The organism is Nocardioides proteolyticus (assembly GCF_051280635.3).
Taxonomy (GTDB): domain Bacteria; phylum Actinomycetota; class Actinomycetes; order Propionibacteriales; family Nocardioidaceae; genus Nocardioides.
On sequence record NZ_JBNBPO030000009.1, the window covers coordinates 55,272 to 75,576 of the forward strand.

General features: G+C 73.0%; 18 protein-coding genes. 13 read left to right on the forward strand and 5 right to left on the reverse strand.

The window, feature by feature from the left end:
- The first annotated feature begins 2 nt into the window (after positions 1 to 2).
- The 5 genes from glf to ACPOLA_RS07410 all read left to right on the forward strand — a co-directional run bounded on the left by glf (position 3) and on the right by ACPOLA_RS07410 (position 7,234).
- Positions 3 to 1,217 carry a UDP-galactopyranose mutase gene (glf, locus tag ACPOLA_RS07390; protein ID WP_435769763.1) on the forward strand — a complete coding sequence of 405 codons (1,215 nt, stop codon included), beginning with the start codon at positions 3 to 5 and terminating at the stop codon, positions 1,215 to 1,217.
- Positions 1,214 to 3,238 carry a glycosyltransferase gene (locus ACPOLA_RS07395; protein ID WP_435769764.1) on the forward strand — a complete coding sequence of 675 codons (2,025 nt, stop codon included), beginning with the start codon at positions 1,214 to 1,216 and terminating at the stop codon, positions 3,236 to 3,238. Before glf ends, ACPOLA_RS07395 begins: the two co-directional genes overlap by 4 nt.
- Entirely contained in the window at positions 3,231 to 4,115 is an 885-nt protein-coding gene (locus ACPOLA_RS07400; RefSeq protein WP_435769765.1) for an ABC transporter permease, read from the forward strand. Before ACPOLA_RS07395 ends, ACPOLA_RS07400 begins: the two co-directional genes overlap by 8 nt.
- A 1-nt stretch (position 4,116) precedes the next feature.
- Positions 4,117 to 4,893 carry an ABC transporter ATP-binding protein gene (locus tag ACPOLA_RS07405; protein ID WP_435769766.1) on the forward strand — a complete coding sequence of 259 codons (777 nt, stop codon included), beginning with the start codon at positions 4,117 to 4,119 and terminating at the stop codon, positions 4,891 to 4,893.
- Between the two features lie 178 nt (positions 4,894 to 5,071).
- The gene (locus ACPOLA_RS07410) at positions 5,072 to 7,234 is read left to right on the forward strand and encodes an N-acetylmuramoyl-L-alanine amidase (protein WP_435769767.1); all 2,163 of its coding nucleotides are present in this window, start codon (positions 5,072 to 5,074) and stop codon (positions 7,232 to 7,234) included.
- Positions 7,235 to 7,262: 28 nt separating this feature from the next.
- Here ACPOLA_RS07410 and ACPOLA_RS07415 read toward each other — a convergent pair whose 3' ends face one another.
- A complete protein-coding gene (locus ACPOLA_RS07415) occupies positions 7,263 to 7,991 on the reverse strand; it encodes a TIGR03089 family protein (RefSeq protein ID WP_435769768.1) in 729 nt (242 codons plus the stop codon).
- Positions 7,992 to 8,029: 38 nt separating this feature from the next.
- On the opposite strand from ACPOLA_RS07415, the gene ACPOLA_RS07420 reads away from it, so the two are divergent.
- Positions 8,030 to 9,109: a mannose-1-phosphate guanylyltransferase gene (locus tag ACPOLA_RS07420; RefSeq protein ID WP_435769769.1), complete on the forward strand. Its 1,080-nt coding sequence runs from the start codon at positions 8,030 to 8,032 to the stop codon at positions 9,107 to 9,109.
- Between the two features lie 34 nt (positions 9,110 to 9,143).
- Here ACPOLA_RS07420 and ACPOLA_RS07425 read toward each other — a convergent pair whose 3' ends face one another.
- Genes ACPOLA_RS07425 through cofD form a run of 3 tightly spaced genes read right to left on the reverse strand, consistent with a single transcriptional unit; the run spans position 9,144 to position 11,939 of the window.
- The gene (locus ACPOLA_RS07425; protein WP_435769770.1) at positions 9,144 to 9,893 is read right to left on the reverse strand and encodes a DUF3105 domain-containing protein; all 750 of its coding nucleotides are present in this window, start codon (positions 9,891 to 9,893) and stop codon (positions 9,144 to 9,146) included.
- A 55-nt stretch (positions 9,894 to 9,948) separates the two neighbouring features.
- Positions 9,949 to 10,908, reverse strand: a complete 960-nt coding sequence (gene cofE / locus ACPOLA_RS07430; RefSeq protein ID WP_435769771.1) for a coenzyme F420-0:L-glutamate ligase — start codon at positions 10,906 to 10,908, stop codon at positions 9,949 to 9,951.
- Positions 10,908 to 11,939: a 2-phospho-L-lactate transferase gene (cofD, locus tag ACPOLA_RS07435; protein WP_435769772.1), complete on the reverse strand. Its 1,032-nt coding sequence runs from the start codon at positions 11,937 to 11,939 to the stop codon at positions 10,908 to 10,910. The genes cofE and cofD overlap by 1 nt, the downstream gene beginning before the upstream one ends.
- Positions 11,940 to 12,082: 143 nt before the next feature.
- Between cofD and ACPOLA_RS07440 the strand changes: the two genes are divergently transcribed.
- The 3 genes from ACPOLA_RS07440 (at position 12,083) to ACPOLA_RS07450 (ending at position 16,680) form a co-directional block, all read left to right on the forward strand.
- Positions 12,083 to 12,337 (forward strand): WhiB family transcriptional regulator, encoded by a 255-nt coding sequence (locus ACPOLA_RS07440; protein WP_435769773.1) that lies wholly within the window; start codon positions 12,083 to 12,085, stop codon positions 12,335 to 12,337.
- Positions 12,338 to 12,401: 64 nt separating this feature from the next.
- Positions 12,402 to 15,266 (forward strand): glycosyltransferase family 2 protein, encoded by a 2,865-nt coding sequence (locus ACPOLA_RS07445; protein WP_435769774.1) that lies wholly within the window; start codon positions 12,402 to 12,404, stop codon positions 15,264 to 15,266.
- Positions 15,259 to 16,680 (forward strand): DUF5719 family protein, encoded by a 1,422-nt coding sequence (locus ACPOLA_RS07450; RefSeq protein WP_435769775.1) that lies wholly within the window; start codon positions 15,259 to 15,261, stop codon positions 16,678 to 16,680. Before ACPOLA_RS07445 ends, ACPOLA_RS07450 begins: the two co-directional genes overlap by 8 nt.
- Positions 16,681 to 16,691: 11 nt before the next feature.
- Here the strand turns inward: ACPOLA_RS07450 and ACPOLA_RS07455 are convergent, their stop codons facing one another.
- Positions 16,692 to 17,177, reverse strand: a complete 486-nt coding sequence (locus ACPOLA_RS07455) for a metallopeptidase family protein (RefSeq protein ID WP_435769776.1) — start codon at positions 17,175 to 17,177, stop codon at positions 16,692 to 16,694.
- A 57-nt stretch (positions 17,178 to 17,234) separates the two neighbouring features.
- Between ACPOLA_RS07455 and ACPOLA_RS07460 the strand changes: the two genes are divergently transcribed.
- Genes ACPOLA_RS07460 through ACPOLA_RS07475 form a run of 4 tightly spaced genes read left to right on the forward strand, consistent with a single transcriptional unit; the run spans position 17,235 to position 20,255 of the window.
- Positions 17,235 to 17,603 (forward strand): DUF3499 domain-containing protein, encoded by a 369-nt coding sequence (locus ACPOLA_RS07460; protein WP_435769828.1) that lies wholly within the window; start codon positions 17,235 to 17,237, stop codon positions 17,601 to 17,603.
- Between the two features lie 14 nt (positions 17,604 to 17,617).
- Positions 17,618 to 19,036, forward strand: a complete 1,419-nt coding sequence (locus ACPOLA_RS07465) for a phosphomannomutase/phosphoglucomutase (RefSeq protein ID WP_435769777.1) — start codon at positions 17,618 to 17,620, stop codon at positions 19,034 to 19,036.
- Positions 19,033 to 19,218: a Trm112 family protein gene (locus tag ACPOLA_RS07470; RefSeq protein WP_435769778.1), complete on the forward strand. Its 186-nt coding sequence runs from the start codon at positions 19,033 to 19,035 to the stop codon at positions 19,216 to 19,218. The genes ACPOLA_RS07465 and ACPOLA_RS07470 overlap by 4 nt, the downstream gene beginning before the upstream one ends.
- Positions 19,219 to 19,229: 11 nt before the next feature.
- Complete coding sequence (locus tag ACPOLA_RS07475) at positions 19,230 to 20,255, forward strand: SIS domain-containing protein (protein WP_435769779.1); 1,026 nt, start codon at positions 19,230 to 19,232, stop codon at positions 20,253 to 20,255.
- Positions 20,256 to 20,305 lie beyond the last annotated feature (50 nt).

Below are 20,305 nucleotides of genomic sequence, written 5' to 3' on the forward strand. Positions count from 1 at the left end.
CTGTGCCCAGTCCAGCCAGTGCAGCTCCGAACCCCGGCCAGCCGGATCTGGTCGTCGTCGGCTCCGGCCTGTTCGGCCTGACCATCGCCGAGCGCTGCGCAGCCGACCTCGGCCTGCGGGTGCTGGTGGTCGAGCGGCGCTCCCACATCGGCGGCAACGCCTACAGCGAGCGCGAGCCCGAGACCGGCATCGAGGTCCACAAGTACGGCGCGCACCTGTTCCACACCAGCAACGAGCGGGTCTGGGAGTACGTCAACCGGTTCACCTCGTTCACCGGCTACCAGCACCGGGTCTACGCCAATTACCAGGGCCAGGTCTACTCGTTCCCGATGAACCTGGGCCTGATCAGCCAGTTCTTCGGCCGGTACTTCACCCCCGACGAGGCCCGCGCGCTCATCGCCGAGCAGGCGAGCGAGATCGCCACCGACGAGGCGACCAACCTCGAGGAGAAGGCGATCAGCCTGATCGGCCGCCCGCTCTACGAGGCCTTCGTCAAGGGCTACACCGCCAAGCAGTGGCAGACCGACCCGACCGAGCTGAGCGCGGACATCATCACCCGGCTGCCGGTCCGCTACAGCTTCGACAACCGCTACTTCAACGACAAGTACGAGGGCCTCCCCGTCGACGGCTACACCGCGTGGCTGGAGCGGATGGCCGACCACCCCAACATCGAGGTGGTCCTCGACACCGACTTCCTCGCCGCCGACGGCTTCGCCGACCGGTTCCGCGGCAAGGTCCCGATCGTCTACACCGGCCCGGTGGACGAGTACTTCGGCAACTCCGAGGGCCGGCTCTCCTGGCGGACCGTCGACCTCGAGGCCGAGGTCAAGCAGGTCGACGACTTCCAGGGCTGCGCGGTGATGAACTACAACGACCGCGACGTGCCGTACACCCGGATCCACGAGTTCAAGCACTTCCACCCCGAGCGCACCCACATCAAGGGCAAGACGGTGATCGTGCACGAGTACTCCCGCTTCGCCGAGGCGGACGACGAGCCGTACTACCCGATCAACACCGCCGAGGACCGCGCGAAGCTGCTGAAGTACCGCGACCTCGCCGAGAAGGAGCCGATGGTGCTCTTCGGTGGCCGGCTCGGCACCTACAAGTACCTCGACATGCACATGGCCATCGCCTCGGCGCTGTCGATGTACGACAACCGGCTGCGGCCCTACTTCGCCGACGGCGCCGAGCTCAAGAGCGGGGGAGTGGACGCATGACCGGCACGACCACCCGGTTGCTGCAGCGGCAGATCCTGCCGCTCGACGACGACCTCGACGTGCTGCCGCTCTACCTCGACCCGGAGGAGGCGACGCTCGACGAGGACAAGTACGTCGTGGGCGGCTCCCGGGCCGCCAAGGAGCTCAACAACGCGGCCATCCGCCAGAAGGTCACCACCGGCAAGTCGGTCAAGCCCGACCAGGTGCTCAGCCGGACGGCGGTGCGGATCCCCTCGGGCGAGAAGCTGTCGTTCGGCACCTACTTCAACGGGTTCCCGGCCAGCTACTGGCGGCGCTGGACCGTGGTCTCGGCGGTCACGCTGAGCGTCACCGTCCGCGGTGCCGGCGCCACCGTGGTCGTCAACAAGTCCATGGCCAACGGCCGCCAGCAGAAGGTCGACAGCGCGGTCACCACCGCCGAGGGCCCGACCACGCTGACCTTCGAGCTCAGCCTCACCCCCTTCGTCGACGGCGGCTGGTACTGGTACGACGTGCTCGCCGGCCACGGCGACGTGACCGTCGAGTCGGCGGAGTGGACCGCCGAGGTCCCCGCGGACCGCGCGACGCACGGCACGGTCGACCTCGCGATCACCACGATGAACCGCCCCGACTTCTGCGCCGAGCTGCTCGGCCAGCTGGGGACTCCGGAGCTGCTGCCCTACCTCGACACCGTCTTCGTGATGGAGCAGGGCACCCAGAAGGTCACCGGGAGCGAGCACTTCCCCTCGGCGGAGGCGGGCCTGCAGGGCAGGCTGCGCGTGATCGAGCAGGGCAACCTCGGTGGCTCCGGCGGCTACGCACGCGGCCAGCTCGAGTCGCTGCGCAAGGGCACCGCGACCTACGCGATGATGATGGACGACGACGTCGTCTGCGAGCCCGAGGGGATCATCCGCGCGGTCACCTTCGGCGACCTCGCCAAGCGGCCGACGATCGTCGGTGGCCACATGTTCAGCCTCTTCGCCAAGAGCCGGCTGCACAGCTACGGCGAGATCGTGCACCCGTGGCGGTTCTGGTGGATGTCGCCGCTGGACTCCTACAACGACTGGGACTTCGGCGCGCGCAACCTGCGCTCGGCGCGCTGGCTGCACAAGCGGGTCGACGTGGACTTCAACGGCTGGTTCATGTGCCTGATCCCCCGGCAGGTGATCGCCGATGTGGGGCTGTCCCTCCCGCTCTTCATCAAGTGGGACGACTCCGAGTACGGCCTGCGCGCCAAGGCTGCGGGCTACCCGACCGTGACCTTCCCCGGCGCCGCTGTGTGGCACGTGCCGTGGTCGGACAAGAACGACGCCGTCGACTGGCAGGCCTACTTCCACCTGCGCAACCGGTTCGTCGCGGCGCTGCTGCACTCGGCCTACCCGCGCGGCGGCCGGATGATCCGGGAGAGCCTCAACCACCAGATCGCCCACCTGGTCTCCATGCAGTACTCCACCGCGGAGCTGCGGCTGCAGGCGCTGGAGGACGTCCTGGCGGGGCCCGAGGCGCTGCACGCGATGCTCCCGACCCGGCTCGCCGAGGTCAACGCGCTGCGCAAGCAGTTCACCGACGCCCAGCTCGAGGCGGACCCCGACGCCTTCCCGCCGGTACGTCGCGAGAAGCCTCCCCGCAAGGGCAAGGACATCACCGAGGTGCCGAGCCGGCTCTCGCAGCTGGTCACCGCCGGCCTGGCCCCGATCCGCCAGCTGAGGAAGCCGCGCCCGCTGTCGCGGGAGTTCCCGGAGGCGGAGATCCGGGCGATGGACGCCAAGTGGTACCGGATCGCCGGCTTCGACTCCGCGATCGTGTCGATGAACGACGGCGCGAGCGCGGCGCTCTACGTGCGCGACCAGGAGAAGTTCAAGGACCTGATGAAGCGCACGCTCGAGATCCACGCCCGCTATCGACGCGAGTGGTCGCAGCTGGCCGCGCAGTACCGGGCCGCGCTGCCGGAGATCACCTCGCCGGCCGCCTGGGAGCAGACCTTCGAGCCGTGGCTGGACGACAGCCGGCTGGAGGGGCGCGGGGCGAGCCGCGATGACTGACCAGATCACGCCGCACCGGGTGGAGGCACCGCTCAAGCCCCCGTCGGCGGACAACGGGCTCCTGGCGGTCTTCCAGCGGCGCTACCTCCTCAAGCTGCTCGTCCGCCGCGAGATCAGCGCCCGCTACCAGGGCTCGTTCCTGGGGCTGATGTGGTCCTACATCAACCCGCTGACCCAGTTCTTCATCTACTGGTTCGTGATCGGGTTCCTGTTCCAGCTCCACAAGGACGTGCCGAACTTCCCGCTGCACCTGTTCGCGGCACTGATCCTGGTCCACTTCTTCAACGAGACGTTCAACGCCGGCACCCGGTCGATCATGCGCAACAAGGCGCTGGTGGTGAAGATGGCCATGCCCCGGGAGATGTTCCCGGTGGCGACCATGCTCGTCTCGCTCTACCACGTGGTGCCGCAGGTGATCATCCTGCTGATCGCCTGCCTGCTCTACGGCTGGACGCCCGACCCGGTCGGGATGGCCGCGCTCGTGCTCGCGCTGCTGATCATCGCCGCGATCGGCCTGTCCGGCGCGCTGCTGTTCAGCGCCGCCAACGTGTTCTTCCGCGACTTCGGCAACGCCGTCAACGTGCTGACCAACTTCGTGCGGTTCGGCGTGCCGATGATGTACCCCTTCGCGATGGTCGAGGAGAGGTTCGGTCGGTTCGCGGAGTACTACCTGCTCAACCCGCTCGCCGACGCCGTGCTCCTGTTCCAGCGGGCCTTCTGGGTCGGGACGGTCAGCGACGCCGAGCGGGACAAGATCGTGATGCCCGAGCACCTGCTGACCAACGGGCTGCTGGCGCTCGCCGCCGGCCTGGTGCTGCTGGGCGTCTCCCAGCTGGTGTTCAGCCGGCTCGAGAACAAGATCCCGGAGCGCCTCTGAGATGGCCGAGTCGATCGTCGTCCGCAACGTCACCAAGGAGTTCACCCTCCGCTACCACCGGACCTTCAAGGAGGTCACGGTGGCGAAGGCGCGCGGCCACCAGACCAGTGAGAAGTTCCGCGCCATCGACGACGTCTCGTTCACCGTCGAGCAGGGCGAGTCGATCGGCCTCATGGGGCTCAACGGCTCGGGCAAGAGCACGCTGCTCAAGATGATCAACGGCGTGATGCGGCCCGACGACGGCACGCTGCTCACCCGCGGCCGGATCGCGGGCCTGATCGCCACCGGGGCGGGGTTCCACCCGCAGCTGAGCGGCCGGGAGAACCTGGTGCTCAACGCGGCGATCCTCGGCATGGGCGAGCAGGAGCTCAAGCGCAAGTACGACGACATCGTCGAGTTCGCCGACCTGGGCCGCACCCTCGAGGCGCCGGTGGGTCACTTCTCCTCGGGGCAGAAGGCGCGGCTCGGGTTCGCGGTGGCCATCCACGTCGACTCCGACATCTTCCTGGCCGACGAGGTCCTGGCCGTGGGGGACAAGCCGTTCAAGCGCAAGTGCCTGCGCAAGATGAAGGAGATCCGGCGCAGCGGCCGGACGCTGTTCTACGTGAGCCACTCGGCGCCGTCGGTGAAGAAGATGTGCGACCGGGTGCTCGTGCTGGAGCAGGGGCGGCTGGGCTTCGACGGGGACCCCGACGAGGCGATCCGCTACCTGCACTACGACGCGGCCGACGACGAGGACGAGAACGAGACCGACGAGGAGCTCGGCGCCGACATCTGAGCGCCGGCCACTCAGGGGGACGACCGGGCCGCCGATGGAAATCGGGGGCGCGCGTCCGGCGTGTCGAGTGGAAATTACACTCTTGTAGTTACTCACGAAGCCTTCCCAGGCGGTGTGACGCATGTGAAAGTTGCTACTCGTGTGACTACTTCCCCGCACACGTCTGGAGCACACCACCATGTCGTCGTACACCCCGGAGACCGCAGGGCGCGGCCGCCGCAGCCGGTTCGTCACCCTGTGCCAGCAGCTGCTCGCCCTGGCCGTCGTGGTCGCCGTCCTGACCCCCGCCGCTCGGACCGTCACCATGGACGTCCGTCCGGCGGAGCCCGCCGACGTCGCGCCCGGTGACGTCAGCCTGCGCTCGGCGGAGTTCCCCTCGCGCGTCCCCACCAAGCCGGTGGAGACCGAGGTCGAGGAGTACCCGCTCACCCCGCCGGCCGGGGTGCGTGCCCGGGTGAACCTGCGGGCCACCGCGAAGGCGGCGAACGGCGGTGGCCGGTCCGTCCTCAGCGAGGCGCTGCCGGTCGACGGCTACGGCACGGTCGGGGTCACCTGGTCGCGCGACGCCCACGTCGACCACGACGGCATCGAGGTCAACGTGCGCACCCGCGTCGACGGGAAGTGGACCGGCTGGACGCACGCGGAGTACCACGACGAGCACGGACCGGACCCGAGCACCGCGGAGGGCAAGCGGGCCCGGCCGGGGACCGACGCCGTCCTCGTCGGCGACGTCGAGGCCGTGCAGGTCAAGGTCGACACCGAGAAGGGCGCGCCCGCCGACATGAGGCTCGCGGTGATCGACCCGGGCAAGGAGTCGGCCACGGCGAAGCAGGCGCCCGCGATCGACACCGGCCGCCTCGCTCCCCGACAGGGGGCGACCGACGGCAGCGGCGAGCCGAGCGACGGCGACACCCCCACCGATGGCGACACCCCCACCGAGGGCGACGACCTGTCACTGCAGGCCGGGGCCTTCACCCCCAAGCCGAAGATCTACTCCCGCTCCCAGTGGGGCGCCAACGAGTCGCTCCGCGACAAGCGGTCGCTGAGCTACTACGAGGTGCACGGCGGCTACGTCCACCACACCGTCAACGCCAACGACTACACCTCGTCGCAGGTCCCCGGCATCATCCGGGGGATCTACAGCTACCACACGCGCTCGCGCGGGTGGAGCGACATCGGCTACAACTTCCTCGTCGACCGGTTCGGTCGGGTGTGGGAGGGTCGCGCGGGCGGTGTCGACCGACCGGTGGTGGGCGCGCACACCTCCGGCTACAACCAGTACTCGTTCGCGATGTCGGCCGTCGGGAACTTCGACACGGCCCGCCCGTCCTCGGCGATGATCCGGGCCTACGGCGCGCTGTTCGCCTGGAAGCTCGCGCTGCACGGTGTCGACGCCGGCGACAAGTCCGTCCGGATCGGAGACCGCACCTTCCCGGCGATCAGCGGGCACCGCGACGCCGGCTCCACCGCCTGCCCCGGCCGCTACCTCTACGACAAGCTCTACCGGATCCGCGAGCTCGCCGACGCAGGACAGCGCAGCTTCTCGGGGCGCGAGCTGGAGCAGCACTACGCCGGTGGCGAGACCAACGACCTCCTCGTCCGCCGGGCCAGCGACGGGCGCATCTTCACCTTCGCCCTCGAGCTGACGAGCCGGGGCTGGAAGATCAAGGGCAAGTTCGACACCGGCGTCAACGCCACCTGGGCCCAGCGGATCTACAAGGCCGGAGACTGGGACCGCGACGGGTACAACGACTTCATCGCCCGCCGCCGCAGCGACGGCGCGCTCTTCCTCTACCGAGGCAAGGGGAGCAACCGCTTCCAGGAGCCGGTGATGCTGACGAACCTGCTCGCGAAGGTCGGCCTGCTGACCTCGCCGGGGGACGTCACCGGCGACGGCTACCCCGACCTGATGGCCCAGCCGATCGGCGGCCGGATGCGGGTCTACCCCGGCAAGGGCGGCTCCGGCCTCGGCGTCAAGGACCACAACCTGGCGCACAGCTACGGCGCGTACAGCGCCGTGAGCGGGTCGTCGCACGTTCCGGCCGGACTGGTCGACGGGGACGGCGCACTCGACAGCATCATCCGCTCGGGCTCCACCGTGCGGCTCTACTACGGCAACGGTCCGGGCGGCTGGACGAGCGGCCGGACGCTCGAGGTGTCGGCCGGAGGCTACGACATGCTCGTCGGGGTCGGCCGGCTCGGCCGCAACCGCCAGCCCGACTTCGTGGCTCGCTCGCGCGAGACCGGCCGGCTCTACATCCTGCCGGGGACCACGAGCGGCTGGAAGGGACGGATCCAGCTCAACACGCTCTCCTACAAGCACTACGACCTGATGGTGTAGCGCACCCCAGCCGTCTCGTCCTGGTCGCTCAGGCGGGGAAGCGAGCGGTGGCACGCTCGGCGACGTACGTCGCCTCGAGCTGGTCCCGCTCGGCCCGAGCGACCAGGACGAGCGAGCCGCCCTGCGCGAGCGGCTCGGCGAAGGTGGCCGGCTCGGCGACGGGGTCGGCCACCGACAGCAGGCGGCCGCCGGTGACCAGGGTCCCGGCGGCCGCTGCCGCCCAGAGCTCACGCTGCGACACCTCGCCGGCCGCCGAGGCGAGGGCCGGGTCGTCGGGCCCGGGCGGGTCCCACGGCGTGAAGGCGTCGGGCTGGGACCAGATCTCCACGCCCACGTCGTGCACCCCGGAGGGCAGCGGCTCCGCGAACCGGACGCCGAGGGGCAGCAGGGAGCAGGCGAGCACCACGACGTCGGCGGCGCGGGCCGCCCACGTCGGCAGCGACGCCGGCCCGCAGACCACCGCCTGCACGTCGTCGCCGTCGGTCACCACCAGCCCGGCCGTCCAGGCGGCACCGAGGAACACCGTGCCGAGCCAGTGCGGCGGCAGGTCGACCCGGATCCGGTCGCCGCGCTCGAGGTCCAGCTCGTCCACGAGCAGGGACGAGGCCTTGGCCACCCAGTTCGCATAGGTCGTCACCGAGAGCTCGACCCGCTCGCCGGTGCCGTGGTCGTAGAAGGTGACCAGCGGCTGCCCCGGGTCGTGCTGCAGCCGCTCGGCGAGTACGCCGGAGAACGTGGATCTGGCCGAGGAGGTCACGACGCCGACAATAGGGGGCCGAGGATAGGGTGCCGCGCATGGTCGCTGACGAGATCCCCGGCTTCTGGGCCGTCGTCCCCGCGGGAGGCGCCGGCACCCGGCTCTGGCCGCTGTCCCGCTCCGGATCGCCGAAGTTCCTCCACGACCTCACCGGCTCCGGCCGGACCCTCCTCGAGCAGACCCGGGAGCGGCTGGCGCCGATCGTGGGCGACCGCTTCCTCGTCGTGACCGGCGACGCCCACCGCGAGGCGGTGCGCGGGCAGCTCACCGGGCTGCCGGGCGACGCCGTGCTGGCCGAGCCCTCCGCGCGCGACTCCATGGCCGCCATCGGGCTCGCCGCCGCCGTGCTGGAGCGGCGCGGCGCCGAGGTGATGGGCTCCTTCGCCGCCGACCACGTGATCACCGACGACGCGGTCTTCGTGCGGGTCGTGACCGACGCCGCCGCGGCGGCCCGCGACGGGTGGCTGGTCACCATCGGCATCCAGCCGACCTTCGCCTCCGCGGCGTTCGGCTACATCCACCAGGGCGAGGCCCTGGAGGGCCATCCCGCCGCCCGTCGGGTCGTCGAGTTCGTCGAGAAGCCGTCGGTGCCGGTGGCGGAGGAGTACCTCGCGACCGGGCGCTACCGCTGGAACGCCGGCATGTTCGTTGTCCGGCCCACGGTCCTGCTGGACCTGCTGGCCGAGCAGGACGCCGCCTTCGCCGCCACCCTGCGGACGATCGCCGCCGAGCCGGAGCGCCTACCGGACCTGTGGGACAGCCTGCCCCGGATCGCGATCGACCACGCCGTGGCCGAGCCCGCGGCCGCCGCCGGCAAGGTGGTCACCGTGCCGGGGAGCTTCGGGTGGGACGACGTCGGCGACTTCGACTCGCTGGCCGAGCTGCTGGGGGTCGACGAGGAGTGCACCGTGCTCGGCGACGCCGACGCGGTCCACGTCGCACAGGCGACCGGGCTCGTCGTGCCTGCCTCGGGCCGGGTCGTCGCGGTGATCGGTCTCGACGACGTGGTCGTGGTCGACACCCCCGACGCGCTGCTGGTCACCACGCGCGAGCGCGCCCAGGACGTCAAGGCCGTCGTGGCGGCGCTCAAGGAGAAGGGCCGTACCGACCTGACCTGACCTGACCTGACCCGACCTGATCCGACCGGGCGGATCAGGGGACGTAGGGCTCCGGGGAGTCGGTGAACGGGTACTTGTCCATGAACTCCTGGAGCGCCTCGCCGCTGGTCTCCGAGCAGTACTGCCAGGCGCCGTACTGCTTCTGCTCCTCGGGGTCCAGGCGCCAGTGCGTGAACGCGATGTGCTGACCCTTCGGGAAGTCCTTGCCGTCCTCGCTGGTCCACGGGACGGCCTTGAACTTCAGCCGCTGGTTGGTGTCGTTGGCGTCGAGGCTGGCGGCGATCGCCTTGATGGCGGCGATCTCGGACGAGTCGTCGGCGATGGTCTCGTCGTACCAGAGGATGGTGTAGCCGTGCTCGAGGTTGTGCACGAGCGACTCCAGCTCGGGACGGCTGTCCTCGGTGTAGAAGCGCTCGGCGATCGGGGCCGGCGCCACCCCGGCCTCGTTCCAGTGGGCGCCGAAGGCGGGCGGCGCCTCGTCGTACTCCACCTGGGTGCCGGTCGGCACGTGCTCGCCGCTGCCGGTGGCCTCCTTCTCGGTGATCTTGCCGCACACGTCGGCGCTGGCTCCGATCTCGTCGAGCGGGGTGTTGGCGTAGCGCGCCTTCTCGATCGCCGTGCGCACCGGGTTGTAGGCGGCGACGCCGACGATCAGGAGGGCGATGAGCACGCAGACACCGACGATGACCATGCCCTGACGCTTCTCGGCGCCCTTCTGCTTGCGCCGGATCTCGTCGATGACCTTCTGGCGGTCCGACTTGGCGGACTTGCTGGTCTTGGCCACGGTGCGGGGTACCTCGTCTGTCGGCGGCTGTCGGCGTCGGTGGATCGCGGGCAGTCTACGGAGTCACCGGTCGGAGCCGCAGATCGGTGCCGCGCTCGGCCTCGGGTGCGACGGCCCACCCGTGGGCGAACGCCAGGATGTCGACGGCCGCTCGGGCGCGGGCGTCGCAGGCCACGTCGTCGGCGGAGCGCACGTCGGCCTCGATGCCGGCCCGGCCGAACGCGGCGACCAGCTCGTCGGCGGCGACCGGGCTCCCGAAGGGTGCCCTGCCCGCGGGGTCGCCGGCCACGGCCCGGACGACGGCCTCGCGGGCGCCGTAGCCGAACAGGTCCGCGCCCTCGGGGCGGACCAGCGCCTGAGCGCCCGGGCCGTCGTCGCCGGGCGGCAGGACGAGGTCGGCCCGGCCGCGCAGCACCGCGCAGGGTCGGGCGCCGAGCTTGCCCTGGGCCAGCTCCACGGCGGAGGCGATCTCGTCGGCCACCGCGGGGGCCGTCACGGCGAGCTCGTTGCCGTGGGCGTCGAGCCGACCGGCGAACGACTCGAGCACCCTCAGGCCGGCGGCGCCGATGGCGATGTCGGTCTGGCCCTCCCGCCACGCGCGGCCGGCGGTGTCGGTCACGACGACGCCGACGTTGACGCCCCTGCGCCGGGCGACCGCCGCGCGCAGTGCGCGGGCGGAGGCGTCGGGATCGCGGGGGAGCAGCACCACCGACCCGCGCTCGGTGTTGGAGGCGTCGACGCCCGCCGCCGCCATGGTGAGCCCGAGCCGGTTGCGCACGATCCGGGTGGGCCCCCGGCGCGCCACCAGGCGCTCGGTCTCGGCGTCGACCCACCGCTCGCGGTCGCCGCGCTCGATGCGTCCCTCCGCCTTGCTGACGACCTTGCTCGTCACGACCAGGACGTCGCCGTCGGCCAGGCCGACGGCGGTGAGCGCCGGGTCGAGCACGTCCGCGAGGTCGTCGCCGGGCCGCACCTCGGGGACACCGTCGGGTGCCACCACCCGAAGCTCGACCATCAGGCGCCCTCGGTGACCAGCCGGACCGCCGCGGCGGCCATGGCGGCGGTCGCGTCGTGGTCGGTCATCATCAGCGGCACGGCGGCCGCCGCGACCCCGCCCGCCTCCAGACGGGCGACCTGGGCGGCGTCGCGCTCGTCGACGAGCCAGCCGTCGAGCACGCCGCCGCGGTCCCGGGCGCCGTAGTGGAGCCCGACGCCGGCGGCGCTGACCTCGACGCCGATGGCGGTCAGCATCTGCTCGGCCATGCCGCGGACATGGGTGTCGCCGACGATGGGGGACAGGCCGACCACCCGGGCCGACGTCGAGCGCACGGCCTCTCGCACGCCGGGGACGCCGAGGATGGTGCCGACCGAGACGACGGGGTTGGACGGAGGCAGCACGACGAGGTCGGCGTTCGCGATCGCCTCGACCACGCCGGGTGCCGGTGTGGCCTGGTCGAGGCCGACGAAGAGGACCGTCTCGGCCGGCACCTGGGCGCGCAGCCGGACCCAGTACTCCTGGAAGTGCACGACCCGCCTCCCGCTGGGCGCGTCGGCGTCGGCGATCGCCACGTGGGTCTCCACGCGGTCGTCGGTCATCGGCAGCAGCGCCAGCCGGTCGCCGTACGTGGGCGCCAGCCACCGGCGGCACAGCGCGGCGGTCACCGCGGAGAGGGGATAGCCCGACTCGATCAGCTGGGTGCGCACCAGGTGCGTGGCGATGTCGCGGTCGCCCAGCCCGAACCAGGTCGGCTCCACGCCGTAGGCGGCGAGCTCCTCCTTCGCGCTCCAGGTCTCCTCCCGCCGGCCCCAGCCGCGCTCGGGGTCGATCCCGTCGCCGAGGGTGTACATCACCGTGTCGAGGTCGGGACAGACCTTCAGGCCGTGCACCCACCAGTCGTCGGCGGTGTTGGCGATGACGGTGACCTCCGCGTCGGCGGCCACGCCGGGGATGCTGCCGGAGGCGATGCCGTGGAGGAGGCCCTGCAGGAACCGGGCGCCGCCGATCCCGCCGGACAGCATGGTGAGCCTCGTCAGTGTCGCTTGCACGGGCGCAACTCTGCCGTGTCCGCAGGACCTAGGTCCCAACGGGACCGCATATAGCAGACTCAACCTTGACTCCCGGGGTATGACATGCATGTAATTCCATGTGTGTCGTTCGGGCACGGGGTCGAGTGGTTAGGGGCGAAATCGTGAGGGAACTCTTCCTGGTGGAGGCAGAGTCCGAAGAGGTGGGCTGGCAGGAGCGTGCACTGTGCGCTCAGACCGACCCCGAGGCGTTCTTCCCTGAGAAGGGCGGATCGACGCGGGAGGCCAAGAAGGTCTGCCAGACCTGCGAGGTTCGGATCGAGTGCCTCGAGGCAGCACTGAGCAACGACGAGCGCTTCGGCATCTGGGGCGGGCTGTCCGAGCGGGAGCGGCGCAAGCTGAAGAAGCGCGCGGTCTGATCCCGCGTCGGCCGGGCTCCGGCGGTTTCGGACCGCCGGTCCGGCGGACGTAGGGTTCCACGCTGTGTCGCAGCAACCCGAGGTCGCCGTACTCCTCGTGAGTCACGACGGCGCCTCGTGGCTGCCGGCCGTCCTCGACGGCCTCCGGTCGCAGACCGCCCCCTTCTGCGCCGTGGTGGCCGTCGACACCGGCAGCCGCGACGAGAGCCCCGACCTCCTCGAGTCCGCGCTGGCCGACGGCCCGCCCGCCACCGTCCTCCGCCTGCCCGCCGCCACCGGCTTCCCGGCCGCCGTCGACGAGGGTCTCGCCGCCCTCGACCGCGCGGCCCCCGCGGCGGAGTGGCTGTGGATCCTGCACGATGACAGCCTGCCGGCGCCCGACGCCCTGGCGCGCCTGCTGGCCGCGTCCGCCGAGCGTCCCGACGCCGACATCCTCGGCCCCAAGCTGCGCGAGTGGCCCTCGCTGCGCCGGCTGCTCGAGCTCGGCGTCACTCTCAGCGGCACCGGGCGCCGGGAGACCGGTCTCGAGCGGGGCGAGTACGACCAGGGCCAGCACGACGAGGTCCGCGAGGTGCTCGCGGTCAACACGGCGGGGATGCTCGTGCGCCGCTCGGCGCTGCAGGAGCTGGGCGGCTTCGAGCAGGAGCTCCCCGTGTTCGGCAACGACCTCGACCTCGGCTGGCGTGCCGCGGCCGCCGGCCGGACGACGCTCGTGGTGCCGCAGGCGGTGGTGTTCCACGTCGAGGCGGCCCACCGAGGCGTACGACGCACGGAGCTGACCGGTCGGCACACGCACTTCCAGGAGCGGCGGGCCGCGCTGTTCACCCTGCTCGCCAACGCTCGTGGCGCCGCACTCCCGTTCCAGGTCGTGCGCCTGGCGCTCGGCTCCCTGCTGCGGGTGCTCGGCCTGCTGTGCGTGCGGGCCGTCGGCGAGGCGCTCGACGAGCTCGCCGCGCTCGTCTCGGTGTATCGCCACCCCGGCCGGATTCGCCGGGCGCGCCGCCGACGCGGGGCCGCCGTCGACCCCGACCGCGTCCGGCGGCTCCGTCCGCCCTGGTGGCTGCCCTACCGCCACGGCCTCGACTTCGTGGGAGACCTGGTCGCCGCCGCGACCAACCAGGCGGCCGACGTCGCGGAGCGGCGGCGTGCCGCCGCGCTCGAGCGCGACGCCGCCGGGGCCCCGCCGCCCGCTCGGCACCGCGACGAGGACGAGGACCTGGCCGACGACGGCATCGTGGTCCGGTTCTTCACCAGTCCGGTCGCGCTCGGCATGGCGGTCACCGTGATCGCGCTGCTGATCGGCGTCCGCGAGGTGGTCGGCGGCGTCGCCGGGGGAGCCCTCTCGCCGGCCCCGTCGTCGGTCGGCGACTGGTGGGCGCTCCACCTCCGGTCGTGGCACCCGATCGGCTTCGGCAGCGAGGTGCCGGCGCCGCCGTACGTCCTGTTCCTGGCGGTCGCCGGCATCCCGTTCGGGCCGTCGCTGCTGATGGCGCTGCTGATGGCGCTGTCGGCCCCCGTCGCGCTGTGGGGCGCGTGGCGCTTCCTGCGGGTGGTCTGCCGCCTGGTGACGCCGTACGGCGCGCCGCGGTGGCTGCTGATGTGGGGCGCGGTGACCTGGGCGCTGGTGCCCCTGGCCGCCGGCGCCTGGGGCGGTGGCCGGTGGGGCGTCGTGGTCGCCGCCGCCGTGCTGCCCTGGCTCGCGCACGCGGCCCTCGGCTTCGCCGACCCCGCCGCGGCGCATCGATGGCGAGCCGGCTGGCGGGCCGGACTGCTCCTCGCGCTGCTCACCGCCCTGACGCCGCCGGCGTGGGTCCTGGTCGCCGTGCTGCTGGCGGTGATCCTCGGCTGCGCGACCCGGTTGGTTCCGGGGGAGGTCCGGCAGCGCTCGGTCTGGGGACCGCCGGTCGCCATGCTCGCCGTGCCGCTGGTCGTGCTGGTGCCGTGGTGGCTGCCCGCCCTGCTCTCCGGCGCCTTCCGGGCGACGGTGCTCGACATCGGTCGGTGGCCGACCGAGGCCACGTCGGGATGGGACCTGCTGGCCGGCCGGCTGGGCGACCTGGGCGCCCCCTGGTGGGTCGGCCTCGTGCTTCCGGTCCTCGCGGCCCTCGCGCTGCTGCCCCGCAGGACGCGCGTCCCCGTGGTCGTCTGCTGGCTGGTGGCAGCGGTGGTGGCCGTCGTCGCGGTCCCGCTCGCGACCGTCTCCCTGGACCTGCCCGGCGTCGCCACCCAGCAGCCGGGCGTCGGGGCCGTGCTGCTCCTGCTCCACGGCACGTGGACCACCGCCGCGGTGCTCGGCGGCCTCGCGCTTCGCGACCTCGGCGACCTGCCGCGGCCGGTCCAGGGCGGGGTCGCCGTCGCGGCGCTGGCCGGGGTCGTGGCGCCGCTGGTCGGTCTGGTGTGGTTCGCCGGCTGGGGCGGCGCGGAGCTGACCGACCGCGCGCCGTCGGACGTCCCGGTCTACATGGCCCAGCGAGCCGAGGGCGATCCGGCGGACGGCGTCCTGGTGTTGCGCGGCAGCGTCGCCGACGGGCTCACCTACGACGTGCACCGCGGCGACGGCCCCACGGTCGGCGAGGACGAGATCGCCGCGCTGACCCCCGAGGACCCGGAGGCGACCCGGCTGGTCCGCGCGCTGGTCACCGCACCGTCGCCCGACGCGGTGGGCGAGCTCTCCGACCGCGGCATCCGCTACATCGTGCAGGCGGCCCCCGCGGACGGCGCCGTGGCGGCCAGCCTGGACGCCACCTCCGGCCTGGTGCAGGCCAGCTCCGAGCGCGGGACCCGCGCCTGGGAGGTCACCCCCGAGCCGGCGTCGTTCACCGGGGACGGCTCCTGGCTGCGGCCGCTGCTGCTGCTCGTGCAGCTGGTCGCGATCCCCGTGCTGGTCGTCCTGTCGCTCCCGCCGCTGAGGAGGAACCGCGATGAGTGAGCAAGCCACCGGCCGCCGTGCGGCCCAGCGCAGGGAGCGACGCATCGACGTGCTGGTCGCGCTCGGCATCGCGCTCCTCGCGGTCGTGGCGCTCGCGATCGGGGTGATCGGCGACCAGGAGGACCCGCTGGTTGGCCCGATCCCGCCGGAGACCGCCCGGCTCACCGCCGCGACGGTCGTCTGCCCCGAGGCGGCGAGGCCGCAGGACGGTGGCCCGGTGCGGGTGACGCGGGCTCCGGCCACCGGTGACGGCGACGTGGCGGTGCGCACGGCGCCCCCGGGCGGCGCGGAGCTGGGCGAGCCCTCGGTCCTCGCCGTGCCCGACGACGGCGCGGCCGCCGTGCGGCGCAGCGGCGGCGTCACCGTGATCGAGGGCGAGGGAGCCGCGGCCCCCGGCATCGTCGCCGGGCGCAGCGACCGGCTCGCCGTCCCCGAGTGCCGCGCCCCGTCGTACGACGAGTGGCTGGTCGGCGTCGGCGCGTCGGCCCGCTACTCCACGACCCTCGAGCTGGTGAACCCCGACGACGGTGGTGCGGTCGTCGACATCGCCCTCCACGGCGCGGACGGCCCGGTCGAGGAGCCGGCGCTGCGCGGCATCCAGGTGCCGCCCCACAGCGTGAAGCGGATCGACCTCGCCGAGGCGGCTCCGCGGCGCAGCGCCACCGCCGCGCACGTCACCGTCACCCGCGGCCGGGTGACGCTGACGGCCCGGAACACCTGGGACCCGCTGGGCCGCGGTCGGGTCGCGACGGACTTCCTGCCGGCCCACGCCGCCCCGGCGACCCGGTCCCTGATCCTCGGGGTGGCGCAGGCCCCCGCCAACGCCTCGCTGTTCCTGGCCAACCCCGGTGACGACGAGGTCCGCGCGACGGTCCGCCTGGTCACTCGGGAGTCGGTGTTCACCCCGGCCGGCGCGGAGGAGGTGGCGGTGCCGCCCGGTGCGATGAGCACCGTCGACCTCCGTCCGCTGCTGACCGGCCCGGCGGGCGAGGGCGTGCTGGGCCTCGTCGTCGAGTCCACCGGTCCGCTGGCTGCGTCCGCCCGGATGCTGGTCCGGGGAGACCTGGCACTGCTCGCCCCGGTCCCGGAGCTGCGGGCGCCGGCAGCGGCCGTGCTGCCCTCGGGGCGCAAGACGCTGCTCCTCGGCGGCGCCATCCGCCCGGGGGTGGTGCACGTGCACTCCTTCGACGCGGCCGGCCGGGAGCTGGCGGAGCAGCGGGTCGAGGTCGCTGCCGACCGGGCCGTCTCGGTGCGGCTCCCGCGCGCGGCGGTGCGGGTGACGGTGGAGGCCCGGAACACCCGGATCTCCGCGCTGGTGGCGATGCCCGTGGAGGGGCGCAGCGCCGGTCTCGGCACGCTGCGGCTGCGCCCGGCGGAGGTCAGGGCACGGATCCCGGCCGTCCGACCGCAGTAGCGCCGGTCGGCTCAGTCGTCGTCGGACGGGTAGCGGGGGTCGACCTCGCCGGGCTCGATCCCCAGCAGCTCGGCCACCTGCTCGACGACGACGGTGAGCACCATGGCGGCGAGGTCCGCGCCGTCGCCGGCCCGATGCTCGAGCGGCCGGCGGAAGACGACCAGCCGCGTCGGCGTCGTACCGGAGCCGCGCACGAGCGACGAGAGCGGGACCCGGCCCGAGTCCCAGTCGTCGGGCAGCTGGGGGGTGTCCTCGACGGCGTACTCCACCAGGCCGAGGCGGTCGGCCCACCGCTCCTCGATCTCGGTGACCACGTCGAGCATGATCCGGTCGAACACCTCGCGCCGGCTGCGCGGCTTCGGCGGCCGGTGGACCGAGCCCGGACCGAGCGGACCGACGAGCGGCAGCACGGCGGGGCCCCGCATGCCGCGCCCGCGGCGGTCCCGCCGGCGTCCCCGCGCGAGGTGCTCGCCGCCCTCGTCCGCTCCCGACTCCACGACCAGCGAGCCTATCCGCCACCGGGGCCGTCGAGCGGTACGGTTCCCCGCGTGAGCGTGAGTCCGGCACCCCAGCGCCTGCGCACCTGCTCGCGGACCGCCTGCACGCGCCGCGCGGTGGCGACGCTGACCTACGTGTACGCCGACTCCACCGCCGTGCTCGGCCCGCTGGCGACCTTCGCCGAGCCGCACGCCTACGACCTGTGCGACGTGCACAGCGAGCGCCTGTCCGCACCCCGGGGCTGGGAGGTCGTCCGGCTCGCCCTCGGCACGCAGCAGCAGGGCCCGAGCGGGGACGACCTGCTGGCGCTGGCGGACGCGGTGCGGGAGGCGGCGCGCCCGGTGCCGGCTCCGGCCGAGCAGCCGCGCGAGGCCGGGCGCGAGGTGGCCCGCAAGGGCCACTTGCGCATGCTCACGTCCGACTGACTAGGGTCCGGAGCATGGCCAGTGGCTCCAGCGCGACGACCTCTGCGGACAACCTCGACAAGGTCTTCAAGGCCTACGACGTGCGCGGCACGGTTCCCGACCAGCTCGACGAGGACCTGGCCCGCGCCACCGGCGCGGCCTACGTCGAGGTGCTCGGGGTCGACGCCCTCGTGATCGGCTACGACATGCGCCCCAGCTCGCCGGCGCTCGCCGGCGCGTTCGCCGACGGCGCGACGGCGGCCGGCGCCGACGTGACGATGATCGGGCTGGCCTCTACGGACCAGCTCTACTTCGCCTCCGGGCACCTCGGGCTGCCCGGGGCGATGTTCACCGCCAGCCACAACCCGGCGCAGTACAACGGGATCAAGCTGTGCCGGGCGCACGCCCAGCCGGTCGGCATGGAGAGCGGCCTGGCCGAGATCCGCGACCGGGTCGCCGCCGGCTCCACCGCGGGCTCCGGCCCGGCGGGCGGGAACGGCCCGATCGGCACTCTCACCCAGGACGACGTGCTCCAGGCCTACGCGGCCCACCTGCTGTCCCTCGCGCCGGTCGAGGGCCGCACCATCACGGTGGTGGTCGACGCCGGCAACGGGATGGCCGGCCACACCGCGCCCGCCGTCTTCGACCGGCTCGCCGGGCAGGTGCAGATGGTGCCGATGTACTTCGAGCTCGACGGGACGTTCCCCAACCACGAGGCCAACCCCATCGAGCCGGCGAACCTCGTGGACCTGCAGGCGAAGGTCAAGGAGGTCGGGGCGGATCTGGGCCTGGCCTTCGACGGCGACGCCGACCGCTGCTTCCTCGTCGACGAGCGCGGTGAGCTGGTCTCGCCCTCCACCCTGACGGCCCTGATCGCCGCCCGTGAGCTGCGCAAGGAGCCCGGAGCCACGATCATCCACAACCTGATCACCTCGCGAGCGGTCCCCGAGATCGTCCGCGAGCTCGGCGGCGAGCCGGTGCGCACCCGGGTCGGCCACTCCTACATCAAGGGCACGATGGCCGAGACCGACGCGATCTTCGGCGGCGAGCACAGCGGGCACTTCTACTTCCGGGACTTCTGGCGCGCCGACTCGGGGATGCTGGCCGCGCTGCACGCCATGGCCGCGCTCGCCGAGTCCGACGGCACCATGTCCGACCTCCTCGCCGAGTTCGAGCGCTACCCGATGAGCGGCGAGATCAACAGCACCGTCGACGACCAGGCCGCGGTGCTCGCGGCCCTGGAGCAGGAGTACGGCGCCCGCGAGGGCGTCACCGTCGACCGGCTCGACGGGCTGAGCGTCAGCCACGCCGACTGGGCGTTCAACGTGCGCGCCTCCAACACCGAGCCGCTGCTGCGGCTCAACGCCGAAGGGAAGGACGAGTCCACCATGGCCCGAGTCCGCGACGAGGTCCTCGCGATCATCCGCGGTGGCCAGGCAGGAGCAGCCCGGTGAGCGCGGGCGAGCGGCACGGGATCTCCGAGGAGCTCCTGGCGATCATCGTGTGCCCGAACTGCCGGTCCGACCTCGACCTCACCGACACCCCGGAGCTGGTCTGCACCGGCTGCGGCCTCGCCTATCCCGTCCGCGACGGCATCCCGGTGCTCCTCGTCGACGAGGCCCGCAAGCCGGGCTGAGGAGGCAGGCGATGGTCTGGTTCGACGAGTCCCGGCTGGACGACGAGGTGGCGCTCGGCTCGGCCGACCTGCGGCTGCGCACCCTCGCCGAGTCCGGATCCCGCGTACGACGCGAGGTCGACGAGGCCGCGGAGGCGATCGCCGAGGCCGTCGCCCGGTCCAGCGAGACCCGCCCCCGGGCGGTGCTCGCGGCCGGTCCGGACTCCCGGCTGCTGCGGGCGGTGCTCGAGCCGTTCTGCCCGGTGCCGTTCGTGGCCTGGCCCTCGCCGTCGATGCCGGGATGGGCCGGCAGCCTCGACCTGGTCGTGGTGCTCGCGCCGGAGGGCTCCGACCCCGGCACGGCCTCCGCGGTCGCCGAGGCGGCCCGCCGCGGCTGCCAGCTGGTGGTGGCGTGCCCGCCGGGCTCGATGGTGGCCGAGCACGCCGCCGGGCGGTGGACGACGATCCTGCCGACCAGCACCGGCGACCAGCTCGCCATCGCCGTCGCCGTGCTGTCCTTCCTCCACCAGGTGCAGCTGGCCCCGACCGCCGACCCCGACGCCGTTGCCGACGCCCTCGACCACGTCGCGATCAGCTGCTCGCCCCACCGCGACCTCTCCATCAACCCGGCGAAGATGCTGGCGATCTCGCTGGCCGACGCCAACCCGCTGCTGTGGGGCGGGTCGGTCCTCGCCGCGCGCGCCGCGCGCCGGGTGGCGGAGTCCATCCGTCGTACCTCCGGGCGGACCGCGCTGGCGGGGGACTGCGAGCACCTGCTCCCCGTGATCGAGGCGGCCCGACCGCGCAACGTCTTCGCCGACCCGGTCGCCGACGGCGCGGGGGACCGGCGGCCGGTGCTGGTCGTCCTCGACGACGGCATCGACGACCCCGTCGCCCGCACCGACCGGGGCCGGCTCGAAGAGGCGGCGCAGGACCACGACGTCCGGGTGGAGACGGTCACCACGGAGTCCGACGGCGAGGTGGCCCGCTACGCGTCGCTGCTGCTCCACGGCACCTACGCCGCGGAGTACCTCCGCCTGGGGCTGGTCGACGACTGAGGCGTGGCCCGGGTCACTCCCGCGTATGGCAGGGGGCCGTGCCGGGTAGC

Coding starts and splice junctions, on each gene's coding strand:
- ACPOLA_RS07395 (WP_435769764.1), top strand. CDS start 1,214: ATGACCGGCACGACCACCCGGTTGCTGCAGCGGCAGATCCTGCCGCTC.
- ACPOLA_RS07400 (WP_435769765.1), top strand. CDS start 3,231: ATGACTGACCAGATCACGCCGCACCGGGTGGAGGCACCGCTCAAGCCC.
- ACPOLA_RS07405 (WP_435769766.1), top strand. CDS start 4,117: ATGGCCGAGTCGATCGTCGTCCGCAACGTCACCAAGGAGTTCACCCTC.
- ACPOLA_RS07410 (WP_435769767.1), top strand. CDS start 5,072: ATGTCGTCGTACACCCCGGAGACCGCAGGGCGCGGCCGCCGCAGCCGG.
- ACPOLA_RS07420 (WP_435769769.1), top strand. CDS start 8,030: ATGGTCGCTGACGAGATCCCCGGCTTCTGGGCCGTCGTCCCCGCGGGA.
- cofE (WP_435769771.1), bottom strand. CDS start 10,908: ATGGTCGAGCTTCGGGTGGTGGCACCCGACGGTGTCCCCGAGGTGCGG.
- ACPOLA_RS07450 (WP_435769775.1), top strand. CDS start 15,259: ATGAGTGAGCAAGCCACCGGCCGCCGTGCGGCCCAGCGCAGGGAGCGA.
- ACPOLA_RS07465 (WP_435769777.1), top strand. CDS start 17,618: ATGGCCAGTGGCTCCAGCGCGACGACCTCTGCGGACAACCTCGACAAG.
- ACPOLA_RS07475 (WP_435769779.1), top strand. CDS start 19,230: ATGGTCTGGTTCGACGAGTCCCGGCTGGACGACGAGGTGGCGCTCGGC.